We start from the raw sequence: 15,196 nt of genomic DNA on the forward strand, positions 1-15,196 counted from the left end.
TCATCGGCAAGCGGCCGACCACCAGGACGTGATGCGATCAGGAGAGCCATACCAGGATGATCCAAACAAGCCACCATGGGCCGTGGCTTCTAACAACACGGGCCTTGCATTGAGCAACAGAGCCGATTGCACAGGCACAAGGCCATCACCCCGCACCTGAGGGTCACCGCTGATGCTCCGATAGCTGCCGCGGGCACTGCGACGACTGAAAGCCGAGGCCAACGGCCCATTCAGATCCAGCTCACCGGCAACTGCCACGTAGTCAACCTCAGGGGCATGGCAACCCGGGATGCGTCGATCAACCATGGCTCTCAAGGGTGTAGCCCTCTCGGCCTGGTGGGGGCTGCCGAGGGTGATCAGGCGATTGCAACGCTCGGCACCGGCATAGACACGACCAGCAAAGGGCTCATGACTGAGATAAAGGCGAAGCATCACCCCTCCGGAGCTATGCCCCACGAGGGTGACCTTTCCAGAGGGTGAACGGCTCTGCAACTCCTTCACAAGACCATCCACCCGATCGAGCAAACGACGCCAACCAAGAGACCAGCTCGTGAGCAACCAGTCGAATCGGCTAGCGGGAGTGATCGCCACGGCCAAACCTTGCTCGTTCATGAGCCAGTCGGCCATCGGTTGATAAGCCGTGTCACTGATGAGAAACCCACCGAGAATCACGACGGGTTGCCGGGGATCCACCACGGACATCACCACGAAAAACAACGGTCCCAGCCATCATCAAAGGAGATCACCCCGAAGCCCATGGTTCAGGAACGGGTCGCGGACTACCCAAGACCACCACGGCTGGAACCAAGCAGTGATCTGGTGCTTGTGAAGGTGGCTGGTGAAGTGCTGTATGAGGGCACGGGGGCCTGGCGGGTTCTCGAAACCTTCCACCCGCCCACCTATTACCTGCCACCTGAGGGAATCAAGCAGTCGCTGTTGCACCCTGCTGTTGGGCGCAGCTTCTGTGAATGGAAAGGTGTGGCGGAGTACTTCGACATTGTTGCCGGAGGACGCAGGATCCATCGCGCCGTCTGGCGTTACCCAACGCCCACGGCGGACTTCAAGGCCATCCAAGGGTGGTTCGCGTTGTATCCAGCACTGATGGATGGCTGTTGGCTGAATGGGGAGCCTGTCATTCCCCAGCCAGGAGGTTTCTACGGCGGTTGGATCAGTTCTGCTGTGGAAGGCCCTTTTAAGGGGGATCCAGCCCATCCTGAATTGATCTGAGCCTGCGGTGCCAAGCTGATGCCCTCTTCCACTGATTCAGCCCGCGAGCGGCTCGTGGAGTTGTTGATGAATCAGCCCCAGGATCCGGTCATCAGCGAGCTTCTGGATCAGGTCGAAGCGAAAAGCACCGTGGATCTCTTCAAGGCCGGAGAGGCATTGGCGGGAGTCTGGGAGCTGCGTTGGAGCAGCGCAACACAGCCGTGGCTGAAACAGGCCCCATGGCTGGAGAACCTGCAGGTGATCGATCCGAAGCGAGGGAGAGGGATGAATCTGCTGCGTCTCGGTGGCCCCATGGCTGATCTGGCCGCCGTTGCCGTCCAAGCTGACCTGACGATCGAAAGCAAGACACGGGTCTCCGTTCGCTTCCGCAGGGGGGGCTGGCTCGGCCCCTCCCTCATCAGCAGTTGGCGGCCAACACTGATGGCGGCAATCCAACAAAGCTTTCCGGCCTGGCTTGAGATCACCTGGCTCGACGAGCGGTTGCGGGTCTGTCGCGGTAACGCAGGCACCCGCTTCGCCCTCCTGCGTCGTGACGACCTAAGCGTCGATGCACTGATGGGAGAACGGCCATGACCGTGGTGGCCCTGGCCATGCTCCAGCAGGAAGGTTCCTGGCTCTTGCAGCTCCGCGATGACATCAGCGGAATCGTGGCCCCCGGATGCTGGGGATTGTTCGGTGGTCACCTGGAGCCGGGGGAATCGCCCGAGCAGGGACTACGCAGGGAATTAATCGAGGAGATCGGCTGGTGTCCGCTAACCCTGAACCCTTGGTTTCAGCACCAGACACCCCAGCGCCTCCTGCATGCCTTCCATGGCGATCTGGATGTGCCTCTCTCGGAACTCACGCTCCTGGAAGGGCAGGATCTGACCTTGGCGCAACCAGAAGAGATCCACCAAGGCGCGATTTGGAGCCCGCGACTCCGTGAATGCAGACCCTTAGCACCATCGCTTCAGCTGATCAGCCTCAGGCTGAAAGAACTCTCTGGCGAATGATTCAGACGCCATTGAGAAACAGAACCATCCCGATCACAACCAGGATCAAGACAAGCCACCAACCCCAACGCCTAACCCAACGGCTGGATGAGAAGCGTTCCTGACGAAAAGCTGCCCGTCCCTGACCGACAGGGCATCCACAGCGAGCGCAAACCAGGCGACCGGCCAGGGAACGGTCCGCACGGAAGGAACTGCACCCGCATTGCCTGCAGCGGCGGCTGATCCCCATCACGACACAGCAGAAACCTGGAGAATGGCGACATGGGCCCTCATTCGACAAGTCCCGACCACCATCCCTGGCTGTCTCTCAACTCCGTGGAGGCATGGATCCAAGACAAGCGCGTGTTCAAGGATCTGAGCCTGGATCTCTGGAGTGGTGAGCCCACGGTCGTTCTGGGCCCGAATGGTTCTGGAAAAAGTTCGCTGGTGAGGCTGATCAGTCGGGCGCTGTATCCGGTCGTCCGCCCGGGTTCTCATCTGAGGATCTTCGGGGAGGAGACGATCAATCTCTGGGAGCTTCGCCGCCAACTCGGGATCGTGAACAGCGATCTGGACAGTCGCATCCACCCTTCGACCCAGGGCAGGGAGCTGCTGTTATCGGCATTCTTCGGCGCAGTCAGACTCGGAAGGGAGCAGATCCCTACGCCCCTGCAGAACCAACGGGTTGAGCTGTTGCTGAAGGAGATGGATCTCGATGCACAGGGGCGACAGCCCTACGGCTCACTCTCTGATGGCCAGAAACGGCGGTTGCAGATCGCGCGAGCGCTCGTCCATGAGCCGGAGGTTCTGGTTCTCGATGAACCCATGAACACCCTCGACCTCAAAGCGCGACACAGCCTTCAGAAGACTCTGCGCAAGCTCTGCAGGCAGGGAATCACCCTGGTGATGGTCACCCACAGCATTGAAAGCATCATTCCCGAGATCGAGAGGGTGATCGGTCTTCGCGATGGTCAGGTGGTGATGGACGACACACCGAAACGCGCACTCACTAATCAGGCATTGTCTGAGCTATTCGACACACCGCTGCAGGTGGTTGAAGCCAATGGTTACCGACAGGTGTTACCAGGCTGAGCATGCTTGGCAGCAGTCGTGATCGTGCGGTGCTCATTCAGATCGTTCCGGCCCTGGCCTTGATCGGTGGCGGTGTTCTCGGAAGCCGCTTTCACCCCCAACAGCGGCTGCGCGGGATCATCGCTCACCTGGTGGGCGGACTGGTGCTAGGCACCGCTGCAGCCGATCTGATGCCCGCAGCAAGCCGCAGCGGCCATCTCCTCGCTCTCGCTGTTGGCTTTTGCCTTGGCTTCTCTCTGTTGCTGGTGATCAATGCGGTGCTCACCGAACCGAAAGCAGCTGAGACAGCCCAGCAACTCAGGCCTCTGTTGATCCTGCTGCTTCCCTTTCTGGTGGACAGCCTTATCGATGGATTGGTTGTAGGAATCAGCAGCGATGCCACAGATCACGGATGGATCATCCCGCTAGCGGTGGCCCTGGAGATGGGTTTCACGGCGGTGGGAGTTGGAACCCTGCTTGGACGCGGAGCTGGGCGTTGGCGCAGCACGCTCGGGGGGGCTCTGATGGCTGCGCTGTATCTGGTGGGTTTGGGAATTAGCGGATCACTTGCCAACTGGCTCAAGGGCCCAGCGCTCACGGGGCTCCTCGCCTTCGGAACCGCCGCCCTGATCTACCTGGTGATTGAGGAGGTGATGAAGGAAGCCCACGCCGATGGAGAGGACGATTCTGGGGTCGTCAACCTGGCCTTCTTCGTCGGTCTGCTGGTGGTCTGGCTGCTCGACGCTGCACAGCTGTCATAACCTCGCTGCGTGACGCAGCTCCCGCCATGAACAGCAACGCCAGGATTGATGCGCTGGAACTGATGCTCACTGATTTGCGCACCCGCAACGAACCGATCCGGCACAAAGCGGCCTTCCGAGGCTGTCAGCCGGAGTTCCAAGCCCTCGTGAGCCAGTTAATCGAGCAACTGGAAAACGAATTGCTCGAGCAGAAGCGTCGGGCACGGGGCGAGAAACTGGCCTAAGGGCTCTCAGCCCGCTTGTAGGCCGCAGGCACAAGCACCAGGAAGAGGAACCACCAAATGGTGATGCCCATCACGGCAAGGGCCGTCAGCCAGATGCGCTCGAAGAGAAACCAGCTGGCGGCAATCACGACAACTCCCGTCAGCAAGATCGACCAGGGCTGACACCACCATGGCTTGGCAAGCCAAAGCGAAGGACTGGTGGACTCCGAGTGATCGGAATTGCTCACCGCAGCCCGTGGAGCTCAGATCGCTCATGCATGGCGGCAAGAGCGTCGTATCCGCCAACCAGTGCACCGTCCACAAAGACCTGAGGGAAGGTGTTCATGCCGCTGCGCCCATGCCAGTGGGCAAAAGCCTGATCATCATCAACACGAAAGACCTGATGGGGAACGTCGGCACTGCTCAACAAGCGGAGCGCACGCGTGCACCAAGGACAGCCAGGTAACACCGCGATCTCGACACGAGCGTCATTGGCCTGCGGCGACATCGCAGGAATAGCCGGCTGGAGAGATGACGGCTCAAGGACGCCAAGAAGCAACTGGGCACCTTTAAGGATCAACGTGCCGTGCTCAAGATGCCCCCCCCAAACCTGGCAGGCCCCATCGGAAAGGCTCAGATGCAGGTGCACACCATCAGCCCCGAAGGTTCCGTTGAGCGTGATGATCTCCAGATCTCCCTCAAGCACGGTCGGGGAGGCCTGACCAGGGCATTGAAAGGCTGCTCTGGAGAGGTTGCCCACCACCCCGAGAACAAAACCTGAGAGATTCTGCGCTCGCGCTAACTCCTCGAGAGCTCCCCTGAGATCCTGACCAGGAGCTAACGACAGGGGCAGCGCGCGCATCACCTCAACCTGAAAACGGCCCCACAGTAACGCGGGCTGCATCGCAGGAAAAAACGGCAAGGATGAGGCATAATTGTTACGAGAACGTGTCAAAAACGTGTCAATCCTTCAATCCCTTCTGCATGAGCTGCAACACAAGCTGCAAACCGAGCAACCATCCATGAGTGCCGGTGACGTCGCTGACGCCGCGGAATCAGAACGACTGAACGTCACCCTTCCCGGAGGTGTGATGGCGCGCCTCAAGCAGCATGCTCTCAGCGAAGGACGCAGCTGCAGCAGCCTGGCCTCCTATCTGATCGAAGATGGCCTGCGGCGGCATCTACCCCTGGACTGACAGGCCCAGCGGATGCCTCCTCCTCAGACTCAGGACTGAGGCGCAGGCTGGAGAATCCGATCTTCAATCGCCTTAATCCTGCCGCTGCGCACCATGTCGACAATCTCGACATCCAGCGGAACACGCAAGGCACTGCCATCAGGGAAGGCGAAGCCATAGGTCTGGGCTGCGAGGGCGAAGGGTGCCAATTTGAAATCGCTATGACCTTGCTTCTGCAGGAAATACTGCAAGGCCGGGCGATCGAACATCACAGCGTTGACCCGGCCCGCCTTCAACAGGCCGATTGCCGCATTCAGATCGCTAGTCGACGTTGCCTTGGCCCCGTAGATCTGAGCCCAAATCGAGCTGGTCGTTCCCCGAACGACTGCCACGGACTGACCGGTTAGATCATCGGGCTGCTGGATTCGTCCTGGCGACTGCTGGGACAGCGAGAGGGTGAAGGCTGAAGCCAGCCCCGCGGTCACAGACGAAAGAGCCAACAAAGACAGAAGCATCCAAGCCCCGGCGACCGTGCGTCCCGTACGGCTCAAAGGGGCCCGATCGCCATAACCCACGGTTGTCAAAGTCACGAGAGCAAACCACATCCCATTACCAACGCCGTGAAGGTAATGACGAGGGAACTGCTCGTAGTTGCGACGCCGCTCCGCCAGCCAGATCAGATTCCCCACAAGAAACAGCAGAAGCATCAACACCCCGAGAGAGGACAGAGCTGCCCAGCCGAAGAAGGGCGCAAGCCTCTTGATCCAAGGTGCCGAACCCGTTGGCACCAGCAATCCGAGATGACCGTGGAAATAGGGCTGACTGAAATCAAGCCCCTCCCTCGCGAGGCGATCAGGAGTGATGCTGATCGGACCGATAGCGAGATCGACCTCCCGGCCGAGCAGCGCCTGCAGATTGGCGTCTGTATTAGGTAGTGGGACCAGCACATAGGGCTGGTTGAGACGGGTGGCCACCTCTTGCCACACCTCCACGCTGATCCCTGTCTGAACGGTTTGCCCGCCTATCACGAAGGGAGGGCTCCCACTCACACCAACCCGGATGGGCTTTTTCGCCTCCTCAACGGCGCCGACTGGCTCGAGCCAAAGGATTGATCCGACCAACGCCAGAACGATTGGCCGGATTGGGAACCATCGCTTCACCACAGCTGCTGCGCGCAACAGCCCATGGGTACCACGCCAACAACGGCCACGGCGACAATACACTTGCACTACTCACAGGTGATAGTGAATGGAGCGCAGAGCAGAGCCGATCTTTCTGCGGATCCGCCCAGGCGACCATGTGGCCGTCAGGGGGTTGCACCCTTCAAGCCCGGCGTCGGACTGGTGGATCGGTGCCGTGCTGCATTGCGATGGCGGAGCCCGTGGACCACAACCGTCCCTTTGTCAGGTTGCCTGCATCGACACCGGCATCATTCACACCGTGAATGCTGATCAAATCGTCGATCGCCTCAGGCCTGGTCCAGGCGACGCACAATCCAGGCCATCGCCGCCAGGGAACCTGCGAGAGCAAGCAGAAGCGCGAGGGTCATGATCGATCAGAGCGGAGAAGGCAGGTTAAGAGTGGCAGGCTCACCCGCGCCTGCGTTCCCTAGGAAAAGCCAATCGGCCACTTCCATCCGCAGGGCATAGGCGCATTCAAAACGCTGTTGCTGTTCCAGAAGGTTGAGACGATGCTCCAGAAAGCGCAGGATTTCAGGCTCTGGCTGGTGCAGACGATCTGGGAACGCCACAATGCAACCGCTCAGGTGGCGTCAGCCTGATGCATGGACACGACACTTGAATGCAGTCGAGATCACACCGACGGATGAGCCCTTGACCCGTGCTCCAGTAACCAACGGAGCAGGACAACCCTGGCATTGGGGATCCGAAGAACTGGTGCTGATGCCCCAGAGGGCCCTCTGGCGCCCCAAAAGCCGCCAGCTGATGGTGGCCGATCTTCACCTCGGCAAAGCCGAGGTGTTTCAGGCTCACGGCATTCCGATCCCGAGCGACGGAGATCGGTGCAACCTCAATAGGCTCAAACAGCTATGCCAAGTGCTGCAGCCCGAAGAACTGCTGATCCTCGGAGATCTCATCCACGGGCGACAGGGGCTGACCGACAAGCTCATGGAGAGCCTGCGGTTACTACCCCGAGAGTGCAGCTGCAAACTGACACTGATCGGTGGCAATCATGACCGTGACGCCCCCTGCCCTGGAGTTCCCAGGCAGCCCAGCCAAAGGGTCGGCCAGCTTTGGCTGAGCCATGAACCCGAGTCGCCTCCGGAGCCACGCCAAACGCCTCTTCTCAATGTCTGCGGCCACGTGCACCCAGTGGCATCGCTTCGCTCCGGCAATGATCGACTCCGCCTTCCCTGCTTTGCCTATGACCCTGTGAGCGAGCGATTGCTGATTCCAGCGTTCGGGGAGTTGACGGGAGGGCATGATTGCGGCCAGCGTTACCGCAAATGGCTGGTGGCTGAGAACGCCATCGTTCCTTGGCTCGATCCGTCTCCCCACCACCAAACCAGAAGACTGGCCCCGTGACACACGGATCCTCGGTCACCAAGAGGCCTGCCGGCGCCGCAAAACGGCAGCGTCGCTCCGCGCCGAAGAGACGATCGCGCCGCGGGCTGCGAAAACGCTGGATCGTGCTGGGACTGCCGATCTTGGGGTTCGCAGCGCTACTTGCTCTGGCACCTCCGAGTCCGGAGAGTGATCAACAGCAGTCCGGGACAAAGGAACGCCTGGGAGGAGCCGAGGCCGGCAGTTTTCGTTACCTGCCCGATGACGAGGTGTATGCCCTCGATTTTGATCCCAGAAAAGTTCGGGTCGGACTGCTTGAGGGGTGGGACCGGGAGCAAGATGCCTATCAAGACACTGCAGCACTCGCTTATGTGTCAGGTCCCATGTACGAACGACATGTGGACAACGGGGGCCAGGAGATCACTGTTCCCCTTGGAGACCTCAAGCTGGGTCAAAGGATCTGGAAGGGCAGGAACCGTACGGCGTCGCAGCAAAGAGCCTTCATCGGCATCGGTCATGACGGCAGTGTCGACTTCGGCTACGGCGAACTGACCAATGAACGGGAACGGCGCTACGACACCTTCGTCGGTGGTCTCCATAGTGTTTACAACGATCTGAAAGCCCCGCCCGCCAGCTACAAAGGGGCTTACAGCATCAGCATGGGGCAGCGCATCCGCTACTACCTGCCCAGGATCCGAATGGTCTTCGGACTTCGCGAAGACGGGCGGATGGAAATGCTGATGAGTAAGGACGGCCTCACCCTCGAACAAACGAGAGATCTGGCCCGTCGGCGGGGCCTGGTGGCCGCCTACATGCCTGACCATGCTTCCAAAAGTCGCCTCATCATTCCAGGGGTCAAGGGTTTTACAGAGGAGGACGCCAACTGGATCAGCGGAGGGGCCACAAGCTTTGTGCATGTTCCCTATTTGCTCCGGTTGAGTGAACGACGCTTTGCGCTGGAAGGGAACTTGATGGCCAACCTCAGCAGCCGCGTGGGGATGGCCGCCCAATGCGACGGCCCCGTGGACTGCGCCCAGTGGATCGGAAACCGTCTGATCGATCGTGCATTGGCAGGCCTGAACCGGGTCATGGAACAGGGGGTGGAGCCAGTGGCCAGGATGATCTGGAGTCCAAAACAACCAACGAAACCAGGACGAAGCGGAGACTCCGGCAGTCAAACTGCAATCCGCGAGCGCTCACCGCTGCCGGAACCTCCGATTACTGCCGATCCGCTGGTGCTCCAAGAGCTTGATCCGGGCTCCAGATCCCCTGAACCAAATGATCCTGTCTTGCCAGGGCCCAATCAGGACGGACTCGACCGTCTGACCCTGCCACCGGATCTCCCCCCCCCGATCGTCGTGCAGGAAAAGTCTCAGCCGTCCAGTGCGATGCAAGAGAAGCAAAGTGGAGCCGTCAATCAGGATGCGCTGGTCGGTGCACCCCCACCGCCCGTGTTGCCACCGCCACTGCCCTAAGTCGAAGAAGACCGGCGGGATCAGCGGCGGAAGAGTCCGTTGCAATCCCCTTGGGGAGGCTTTCGAAAACAGACGTCATCCGGTGACCAGTAACCGATGGCGGGGAGCCGCAATCCCTGCCGCTTCGCCTCCGCGTTAACAGCGTCGACACCAGTCGCGGTGATCAGCACGTGACCGGGCTTTTCGACGAGATCGAGGAAAGCCTGCTCGTTCATCTCCTCGACCGCCCAGGCCAGTTCAGGCAAGAGGAAGACGCTAAAAAAGGCAAGGCTCAAACCAGAAAAGAACGACGTCATTTCAGTTCGCTTTGACGATGACCGGTGTACCGACGTTGACCATGTTGAACACCTTGATCACGTCGTCGTTGAGCATGCGGATGCATCCGAGGCTCACAGCCGCCCGAAGCTTGACCCAATTGGGCCACGCGGTGCCATGAATCGCATATTCGCCGGTTCCAACTTGGAAGTAAGCCATGTAGCGAACCCCAACCGGATTCTTCGGACCGGGGGCAATGACCTTGCCGTGCTTGTGGTAACGGGTTTGTCCTCTTTGCGAGTGATCGCATAGCTGCCTGGTGGAGTGGGTGATTCCGGGGCACCGATCGCTACGTCGTCGAATTTCGGATCATCCAACCGATTGCTTCCGCGGTGAAGCGCCTGGGCAACCCCTAAGACAAGGCTGAGGAAGCGGGACGGTTAGGCGGAGAGTTGAGACGACGACGAGCTCACCCCTGGCCAGAGGCCAGGGCGCGGACCACATCACCGCGGGTGATCACACCGATGGGTTGTTGATCAGCATCCACCACATAGAGCCGCTGGGTGCTGCGTTCATGCAGAAGCGATGCAGCCCGAGGCAACGCAAGCTCAGCGTTGCAGGAATGATGATCCCGCCGCATCAGATCTTTGACCGTTGTGCCAAGCACCTGATGGACCTGCTTATCCCAGTTCAGGGGGTTCCGGAGGTAGATGACGCTGTCAAGGAGCATCACGTAAGGACCGGCATCCACGCCGCTTTCACGCACCATCAGGTCCTGTTCGGTCAGTTCACCGATCAGCTGACCCTGGTCATTCACCACCGGCAGACCACTGATGTGGTGATCACTCAGCAAAGCCACGGCCTCTTGAAGAGGGGTCTCCGGAGTGACCTTCAGCACCGGCGTGGTCATCACATCACGAACCGACTGCTGGAGCACCATGGAACACATGCGAGTGAAGGCATTCTGAGCCTTGAAGAACCCATGGCGCACCTGGGCTGACCGCCTCACCCTGCTTCGGGCGATGGCAGGCCTGCCGCTGATCATGTCTCTGGCGGCCGGATGGTCGGCCGTGGCATGGATCCTGCTTCTTCTGGGAGGGCTCAGCGATGCACTTGATGGCTGGTTGGCTCGCCGAGGTGGAGGGGGAAACAGTTGGGGCGCCCGCCTTGACCCCTTAGCCGACAAGCTCCTGATTTGTGCCCCTTTGGTCTGGCTCGCCAGTGAGCAGCGCCTTCCCCTCTGGGCGCTGTGGCTTCTCTTAGCCCGGGAGCTGCTGATCTCCGGATGGCGACGGGATGCCATGGACGGTGCTCCCGCCTCGAGTGCAGGGAAAGCCAAAACGATCTTGCAGTTCCTCAGCCTGCTGCTGCTGCTCTGGCCTAGATCCTGGGGATCGGACGCGGCTGTCGATGGGCTCCATCAACTGGGCTGGTGGCTCTTCTGGCCGTCGTTGTTCATGGCCCTGCAATCCGCCGCCAGCTACCTCAGGCCGCTCCAATCAACTGAAGGTCAGCGCTGAGATCTGGAGCATCCCCCGGGTCGAGGCTGAACTCCCGGTTGAAACTGTCCTGAAAAGCCTTCAGGGCATCAAAACGAGGGCTCCAGGCCAGTTCACGCTCCACTCGGCTGATATCGGTCAGAAAATGGCCGATCCTGAGCGGAAAGGCCTTCCGCGCCTTGGGATCAAGTCCGCTCGGGTCGAAGCGACGCACGTCAACGGACTGAGGATCACGTCCCGCTGCGATCGCAGCAGCTGCCACAAGCCCATTGAACGTGATGCCACGGCTGCAGGAGCAGTTGTAAATGCGATTGGCGGAGGCATCCACCGCGAGCGAACGGGCCATGGCCTCAGCCAAGTCCTCCACATGACCCACCTGAGTAATCGTGGTGCCATCCCCCGGGATGGGGACGGGCAGGTCATGACAAATCCGGGCGAAAAACCAACGCTCAATCGGGTTGTAATTGCCAGGACCGACGATGTACGTGGGACGGAAACTCGTGAACGGAATTCCCTCCTTGAGCAGCCAAGCTTCGGTGTCAGCTTTACCGGCGTGGCGGCTTGCCGGATCCACTGGGCAGTCTTCATCAAGGGGCCACTGTTCGCTGGATGCATAAACACCAGCTGAACTCACATAAAGGAATCGGTGGCTCGGAGCACCCGTCACAGACAGGACAGAACGGCTGTCGTCCAGGGTGCGGCCGGAACTATCAATGATTACGTCGAAGCTTCGGCCCTGTAGTTGCTCTAAATCCTCCAGCTGGCTGCGATCCCCACGCACGTGCTCAATCCCAGCTGGCAGGGACTGCTTGCCTCGCGTAAACAGCGTGAGTTCATGCCCCTGAGCCTGGAGCGACGCCACCAGCGGTTTACCCACAAATCGGGTTCCACCCATGACAAGGATCTTCATCCGAACAGCTCAGTTGGCTGCCATTGAAGCGCGGTTGGGGGTCGCTGATCAGCCACGCTGCAGGATGGGGCTCTGCGATCCATCCCTCACCCCATGGAGATCATTCCCGCCATCGATCTGCTGGGTGGAGCTTGCGTACGCCTGCATCAAGGTGACTACGGACAGGTCACCCAGTTCAACGACGATCCGGTGGCCCAGGCACTGAGCTGGCAGACACAGGGGGCCAGCCGCCTGCACCTCGTCGATCTTGACGGCGCCAAAAGTGGGAAACCCGTCAATGACGAAAGCGTGCAGGCGATCACGCAGGCCCTCTCGATTCCCGTCCAACTCGGTGGAGGTGTTCGTTCGGTTGATCGGGCTGAACAGTTGCTGGCCTGCGGACTTGATCGCGTGATCCTTGGCACCGCAGCGCTCGAAAATCCTGGGCTGGTTACTGAGCTGGCATCGCGTCACCCTGGCCGGATCGTGGTCGGCATCGATGCGCGAGAGGGGAAGGTAGCCACTCGAGGCTGGATTGAAAACAGCAATGTTGAGGCCACGACCCTGGCCTCAGAACTCAGTGTTGAAGGCATTGCCGCGATCATCAGCACCGACATCGCGACGGACGGCACCCTTGAAGGGCCGAATCTTGACGCCTTACGTGCCATGGCCCAGGCCAGCCAGGTGCCGGTGATCGCGTCGGGAGGCGTCGGATGCATGGCCGACCTTCTGGCTCTACTGGCCCTGGAACCCCTTGGAGTGCAGGGGGTGATTGTTGGACGCGCCCTCTACGACGGTCGCGTGGATTTGAGAGAAGCGATCGCTGCCCTGGGAGAGAACCGTCTTCAGGACCCTCCAAACCTCGACATCCTCAACGGCTGAGCCACCTCGGGTTGCCTGGGACCTTAAGGTGAAGTCATTCCCGATACGCCTGTGAGCGGAGTCAATCCCTCCACAGACCCAGTCCCCCAGACCGGGGTGCAGCAAGCCTTCGAACGCTGCCGTCAACTCGGCATGCGTCTCAGCAGGCAGAGACGCATGGTGCTCGACCTGCTCTGGAGTGAGGCCAACCATCTCAGTGCAAGAGACATCTTCGAGAAGCTCAATGCCCGTGGTCGAAACATCGGCCACACCTCCGTTTACCAAAACCTCGAGGCCCTCCAAAGCGCGGGAGTGATCGAGTGCCTCGACAGGGCCAATGGGCGGCTCTACGGGTATCGCAGTGATCCCCACAGTCACCTCACCTGTCTGGAGACAGGGCGAATTGAAGATCTCGACATCGAGCTGCCTGACGCACTGCTCAGCGCGATCGAATCGAGCACTGGCTACAGGATCGAGTCGTACACCCTGCAACTCAACGGTCGCCCGACGGGCTCCGCATCCTGAACAATCCCCTCCCAGCCACTGGAGCCAAGGCTCCGCACTCGTTACCTTGACGGAACAGTGACGGTCCAGGTCCCCAGCCTTGAGCAGCAAGAACGTCGAAGTCCTCCTGCTCGCGCCGGATCTCCTCGGTGAGTCCCTGGCCCTTCAGCTGTCGATGGAGGCCGACACCTGCGCCGTTCGACTCCGGCCTGAGCAGCTCAATCAACACCCCTGCCTGGTGATCTGGTCGGTGGACGAACAGATCGGATTCGGGGCCCTGCGTCGGGAGCTTTTGCAGCTCAATGAACGCTGGCAACCAGCTCCTGTGCTGCTCTTGCTCCCCGCTCAACTGAACCTGAGCGAAGACGAGCTGCTTCAACTCGACTGCCCCGGATTACTGCAAGACCCGGATCTACCAAGCCTTCGCGAAGCCATCACCACCCTGCGCGAGGGGGGACGGGTGTTGCGTCTTCGCCAGAGTGCAGGCCCACAACCCAGTGCATCAACCCCTGCGGCAACGCTGGGCCTGGGGCAATGGCTCTTAGTCAGCGGTCTGCAGCAGATCAGCCATGACCTGCAGGTAATCGAAAGCCTGCTCAATCCCCCTCCAGAGCATCTTCTGCTGCGACTGCTGCTGGAAGGGCGCTGCCGCGAATTGCGCAGTGCCAGAAACCTGCTGCTCTGGCTGTGGGGGCCCCTGCAGGTCGGGCTAGTGGACGCCGTCCCCCTGGGTCAACAGAGCAGAACGATCCTCGAGGAAGGCGGGGACTCGCATCATCAGGCGAGCACAGCGATCACGCTGCGTGAACGCAATGCCACAGCGGTCTGGACAGCGATCCAGGAGCGGCTCCAGGGAGCGGTCAACGCAGGGTTGGGCAACGGCACCGGCAGCCTGTTGGCGATGGAGGGGCTGAACCCAGAGCGTCGCCGCGATCTTCTTTTGGCACTCCTGCAGCAACTCGACCAGGTCATGGCTCGGCTCCGGCGCGAGGAGATGGAGCCCGAGGATCTTCACGCAGCGGCACTGACCGACAGCTGGCACGCTCTCCAGCCTCAGCTGCGCAAACAGGCCCTGCAATCCATGACCGGTAGCTATGTGCGCCTACCGCAGGGCGACTCCCTCCAGCCCGTGACGGAGTCATTACTGACGCAGGCGGATTTGCAGCAGACCGATGAAGAACTACCCGATCCACGACGGATGCTGGATCCACTCGTTCTTGACCAGCCGGTGCTCGTGGATGGTCAACTCCTGCCAGCCCACCACCCCCGCGCCTTGCTCCAACTCGAGACTCTTGTCAGCAACTGGTTGGTGCGAACGGCTGAGTTGATCAGTGGAGAGTTGATAAGCGCCTGCGGTGACTGGCCTGAACTGCGGCGTTATCTCCTGAACCAGCATCTGATCTCCACCCGTGAACTGGAGCGACTCCGCAACCAGCTCAACCATCAGAACCGCTGGCAACTCTGGATTCAGCGGCCGATCCGCCTTTATGAGAGCCGTCGTCTGCTTTACCGACTACGGGCCGGTCGAATCGAACCGCTGATCCTTGTGGAACCCCGCGACAGCGAACTGAAACAGTTGGGCTGGTGGCAGCAACAGGTCGCACTGCTTCTCGAAGCAAGGGATGCCATTGCTCCTCAGATGCAGGCTTTGGTGCGCACCATTGGAGACCTCATGGTGGTGCTGCTCACCCAGGTGGTCGGTCGGGCCATCGGCTTGATCGGTCGAGGGATTGCTCAGGGGATGGGACGGAGCCTGAACCAGCGGCCTGCGGGCCGCGGCTGA

At 60.4% G+C, this 15,196-nt stretch carries 22 protein-coding genes and 1 pseudogene; 14 read left to right on the forward strand and 9 right to left on the reverse strand.

Annotation, left to right across the window (positions count from 1 at the left end; all coding sequences use genetic code 11):
* Positions 1-702 (reverse strand): alpha/beta hydrolase, encoded by a 702-nt coding sequence (locus tag CWE17_RS05400; protein WP_131455581.1) that lies wholly within the window; start codon positions 700-702, stop codon positions 1-3.
* A gap of 54 nt (positions 703-756) precedes the next feature.
* Between CWE17_RS05400 and CWE17_RS05405 the strand changes: the two genes are divergently transcribed.
* The 6 genes from CWE17_RS05405 (at position 757) to CWE17_RS05435 (ending at position 4,254) form a co-directional block, all read left to right on the forward strand.
* Entirely contained in the window at positions 757-1,227 is a 471-nt protein-coding gene (locus CWE17_RS05405) for a DUF427 domain-containing protein (protein WP_131455349.1), read from the forward strand.
* An 18-nt stretch (positions 1,228-1,245) separates the two neighbouring features.
* The gene (locus CWE17_RS05410; protein ID WP_131455350.1) at positions 1,246-1,800 is read left to right on the forward strand and encodes a PAP/fibrillin family protein; all 555 of its coding nucleotides are present in this window, start codon (positions 1,246-1,248) and stop codon (positions 1,798-1,800) included.
* Positions 1,797-2,219 (forward strand): NUDIX hydrolase, encoded by a 423-nt coding sequence (locus CWE17_RS05415; RefSeq protein ID WP_131455351.1) that lies wholly within the window; start codon positions 1,797-1,799, stop codon positions 2,217-2,219. Before CWE17_RS05410 ends, CWE17_RS05415 begins: the two co-directional genes overlap by 4 nt.
* Positions 2,220-2,480: 261 nt before the next feature.
* Complete coding sequence (locus CWE17_RS05425) at positions 2,481-3,290, forward strand: ABC transporter ATP-binding protein (protein ID WP_131455353.1); 810 nt, start codon at positions 2,481-2,483, stop codon at positions 3,288-3,290.
* 2 nt (positions 3,291-3,292) lie between these two features.
* Positions 3,293-4,030, forward strand: a complete 738-nt coding sequence (locus CWE17_RS05430) for a hypothetical protein (RefSeq protein ID WP_240789258.1) — start codon at positions 3,293-3,295, stop codon at positions 4,028-4,030.
* A gap of 26 nt (positions 4,031-4,056) precedes the next feature.
* The gene (locus CWE17_RS05435) at positions 4,057-4,254 is read left to right on the forward strand and encodes a hypothetical protein (protein ID WP_131455354.1); all 198 of its coding nucleotides are present in this window, start codon (positions 4,057-4,059) and stop codon (positions 4,252-4,254) included.
* On the opposite strand, the gene CWE17_RS05440 is transcribed toward CWE17_RS05435, so the two are convergent.
* Positions 4,251-4,481, reverse strand: coding sequence for a DUF6737 family protein (locus CWE17_RS05440; protein ID WP_131455355.1), 231 nt, complete (start codon positions 4,479-4,481; stop codon positions 4,251-4,253). The genes CWE17_RS05435 and CWE17_RS05440 overlap by 4 nt on opposite strands.
* A complete protein-coding gene (locus tag CWE17_RS05445) occupies positions 4,478-5,095 on the reverse strand; it encodes a PCC domain-containing protein (RefSeq protein ID WP_131455356.1) in 618 nt (205 codons plus the stop codon). Before CWE17_RS05445 ends, CWE17_RS05440 begins: the two co-directional genes overlap by 4 nt.
* Positions 5,096-5,192: 97 nt before the next feature.
* Here CWE17_RS05445 and CWE17_RS05450 point away from each other — a divergent pair, with 97 nt between their 5' ends.
* Entirely contained in the window at positions 5,193-5,429 is a 237-nt protein-coding gene (locus CWE17_RS05450; RefSeq protein WP_131455357.1) for a CopG family transcriptional regulator, read from the forward strand.
* 29 nt (positions 5,430-5,458) lie between these two features.
* Here CWE17_RS05450 and CWE17_RS05455 read toward each other — a convergent pair whose 3' ends face one another.
* Complete coding sequence (locus CWE17_RS05455) at positions 5,459-6,586, reverse strand: transporter substrate-binding domain-containing protein (RefSeq protein ID WP_240789259.1); 1,128 nt, start codon at positions 6,584-6,586, stop codon at positions 5,459-5,461.
* A 70-nt stretch (positions 6,587-6,656) separates the two neighbouring features.
* On the opposite strand from CWE17_RS05455, the gene CWE17_RS05460 reads away from it, so the two are divergent.
* On the forward strand, positions 6,657-6,959 hold the full coding sequence (locus tag CWE17_RS05460) for a DUF3104 domain-containing protein (RefSeq protein ID WP_131455358.1): 303 nt from the start codon (positions 6,657-6,659) through the stop codon (positions 6,957-6,959).
* Between the two features lie 4 nt (positions 6,960-6,963).
* Here CWE17_RS05460 and CWE17_RS05465 read toward each other — a convergent pair whose 3' ends face one another.
* A complete protein-coding gene (locus CWE17_RS05465) occupies positions 6,964-7,158 on the reverse strand; it encodes a hypothetical protein (protein WP_131455359.1) in 195 nt (64 codons plus the stop codon).
* An 82-nt stretch (positions 7,159-7,240) separates the two neighbouring features.
* On the opposite strand from CWE17_RS05465, the gene pdeM reads away from it, so the two are divergent.
* Positions 7,241-7,951, forward strand: a complete 711-nt coding sequence (pdeM, locus tag CWE17_RS05470) for a ligase-associated DNA damage response endonuclease PdeM (protein WP_255417766.1) — start codon at positions 7,241-7,243, stop codon at positions 7,949-7,951.
* Between the two features lie 122 nt (positions 7,952-8,073).
* On the forward strand, positions 8,074-9,405 hold the full coding sequence (locus CWE17_RS05475; protein ID WP_240789260.1) for a hypothetical protein: 1,332 nt from the start codon (positions 8,074-8,076) through the stop codon (positions 9,403-9,405).
* A gap of 20 nt (positions 9,406-9,425) precedes the next feature.
* On the opposite strand, the gene CWE17_RS05480 is transcribed toward CWE17_RS05475, so the two are convergent.
* From CWE17_RS05480 to CWE17_RS05490, 3 genes and pseudogenes are all read right to left on the reverse strand, one after another.
* Positions 9,426-9,650, reverse strand: coding sequence for a hypothetical protein (locus CWE17_RS05480; RefSeq protein WP_370318276.1), 225 nt, complete (start codon positions 9,648-9,650; stop codon positions 9,426-9,428).
* Positions 9,651-9,702: 52 nt separating this feature from the next.
* Positions 9,703-10,013 (reverse strand): annotated as a pseudogene (locus CWE17_RS05485) (L,D-transpeptidase); the annotation flags it as partial.
* Positions 10,014-10,129: 116 nt separating this feature from the next.
* Positions 10,130-10,600, reverse strand: a complete 471-nt coding sequence (locus CWE17_RS05490; RefSeq protein ID WP_131455361.1) for a CBS domain-containing protein — start codon at positions 10,598-10,600, stop codon at positions 10,130-10,132.
* Positions 10,601-10,631: 31 nt separating this feature from the next.
* Between CWE17_RS05490 and CWE17_RS05495 the strand changes: the two genes are divergently transcribed.
* Positions 10,632-11,180, forward strand: coding sequence for a CDP-alcohol phosphatidyltransferase family protein (locus CWE17_RS05495; RefSeq protein WP_131455362.1), 549 nt, complete (start codon positions 10,632-10,634; stop codon positions 11,178-11,180).
* On the opposite strand, the gene CWE17_RS05500 is transcribed toward CWE17_RS05495, so the two are convergent.
* Positions 11,146-12,069 (reverse strand): NAD-dependent epimerase/dehydratase family protein, encoded by a 924-nt coding sequence (locus tag CWE17_RS05500; protein ID WP_131455363.1) that lies wholly within the window; start codon positions 12,067-12,069, stop codon positions 11,146-11,148. The genes CWE17_RS05495 and CWE17_RS05500 overlap by 35 nt on opposite strands.
* A gap of 93 nt (positions 12,070-12,162) precedes the next feature.
* Here CWE17_RS05500 and hisA point away from each other — a divergent pair, with 93 nt between their 5' ends.
* The 3 genes from hisA to CWE17_RS05515 all read left to right on the forward strand — a co-directional run bounded on the left by hisA (position 12,163) and on the right by CWE17_RS05515 (position 15,196).
* Positions 12,163-12,930, forward strand: coding sequence for a 1-(5-phosphoribosyl)-5-[(5-phosphoribosylamino)methylideneamino]imidazole-4-carboxamide isomerase (gene hisA, locus CWE17_RS05505; RefSeq protein ID WP_131455364.1), 768 nt, complete (start codon positions 12,163-12,165; stop codon positions 12,928-12,930).
* Between the two features lie 132 nt (positions 12,931-13,062).
* Entirely contained in the window at positions 13,063-13,434 is a 372-nt protein-coding gene (locus tag CWE17_RS05510; RefSeq protein ID WP_240789288.1) for a Fur family transcriptional regulator, read from the forward strand.
* A 79-nt stretch (positions 13,435-13,513) separates the two neighbouring features.
* Complete coding sequence (locus CWE17_RS05515; protein WP_240789261.1) at positions 13,514-15,196, forward strand: DUF3685 domain-containing protein; 1,683 nt, start codon at positions 13,514-13,516, stop codon at positions 15,194-15,196.

This window comes from Synechococcus sp. BS56D (genome assembly GCF_004332405.1).
Lineage (GTDB): Bacteria > Cyanobacteriota > Cyanobacteriia > PCC-6307 > Cyanobiaceae > Synechococcus_C.

What these genes read in the sequence shown, in the direction of transcription:
- CWE17_RS05500 (WP_131455363.1), bottom strand. Translation starts at nt 12,069, where the DNA reads ATGAAGATCCTTGTCATGGGTGGAACCCGATTTGTGGGTAAACCGCTG.
- CWE17_RS05490 (WP_131455361.1), bottom strand. Translation starts at nt 10,600, where the DNA reads ATGGTGCTCCAGCAGTCGGTTCGTGATGTGATGACCACGCCGGTGCTG.
- CWE17_RS05410 (WP_131455350.1), top strand. Translation starts at nt 1,246, where the DNA reads ATGCCCTCTTCCACTGATTCAGCCCGCGAGCGGCTCGTGGAGTTGTTG.
- CWE17_RS05460 (WP_131455358.1), top strand. Translation starts at nt 6,657, where the DNA reads ATGGAGCGCAGAGCAGAGCCGATCTTTCTGCGGATCCGCCCAGGCGAC.
- CWE17_RS05445 (WP_131455356.1), bottom strand. Translation starts at nt 5,095, where the DNA reads ATGCGCGCGCTGCCCCTGTCGTTAGCTCCTGGTCAGGATCTCAGGGGA.
- CWE17_RS05415 (WP_131455351.1), top strand. Translation starts at nt 1,797, where the DNA reads ATGACCGTGGTGGCCCTGGCCATGCTCCAGCAGGAAGGTTCCTGGCTC.
- hisA (WP_131455364.1), top strand. Translation starts at nt 12,163, where the DNA reads ATGGAGATCATTCCCGCCATCGATCTGCTGGGTGGAGCTTGCGTACGC.
- CWE17_RS05425 (WP_131455353.1), top strand. Translation starts at nt 2,481, where the DNA reads ATGGGCCCTCATTCGACAAGTCCCGACCACCATCCCTGGCTGTCTCTC.
- CWE17_RS05435 (WP_131455354.1), top strand. Translation starts at nt 4,057, where the DNA reads ATGAACAGCAACGCCAGGATTGATGCGCTGGAACTGATGCTCACTGAT.
- CWE17_RS05510 (WP_240789288.1), top strand. Translation starts at nt 13,063, where the DNA reads ATGCGTCTCAGCAGGCAGAGACGCATGGTGCTCGACCTGCTCTGGAGT.
- CWE17_RS05400 (WP_131455581.1), bottom strand. Translation starts at nt 702, where the DNA reads ATGTCCGTGGTGGATCCCCGGCAACCCGTCGTGATTCTCGGTGGGTTT.
- CWE17_RS05405 (WP_131455349.1), top strand. Translation starts at nt 757, where the DNA reads ATGGTTCAGGAACGGGTCGCGGACTACCCAAGACCACCACGGCTGGAA.
- CWE17_RS05430 (WP_240789258.1), top strand. Translation starts at nt 3,293, where the DNA reads ATGCTTGGCAGCAGTCGTGATCGTGCGGTGCTCATTCAGATCGTTCCG.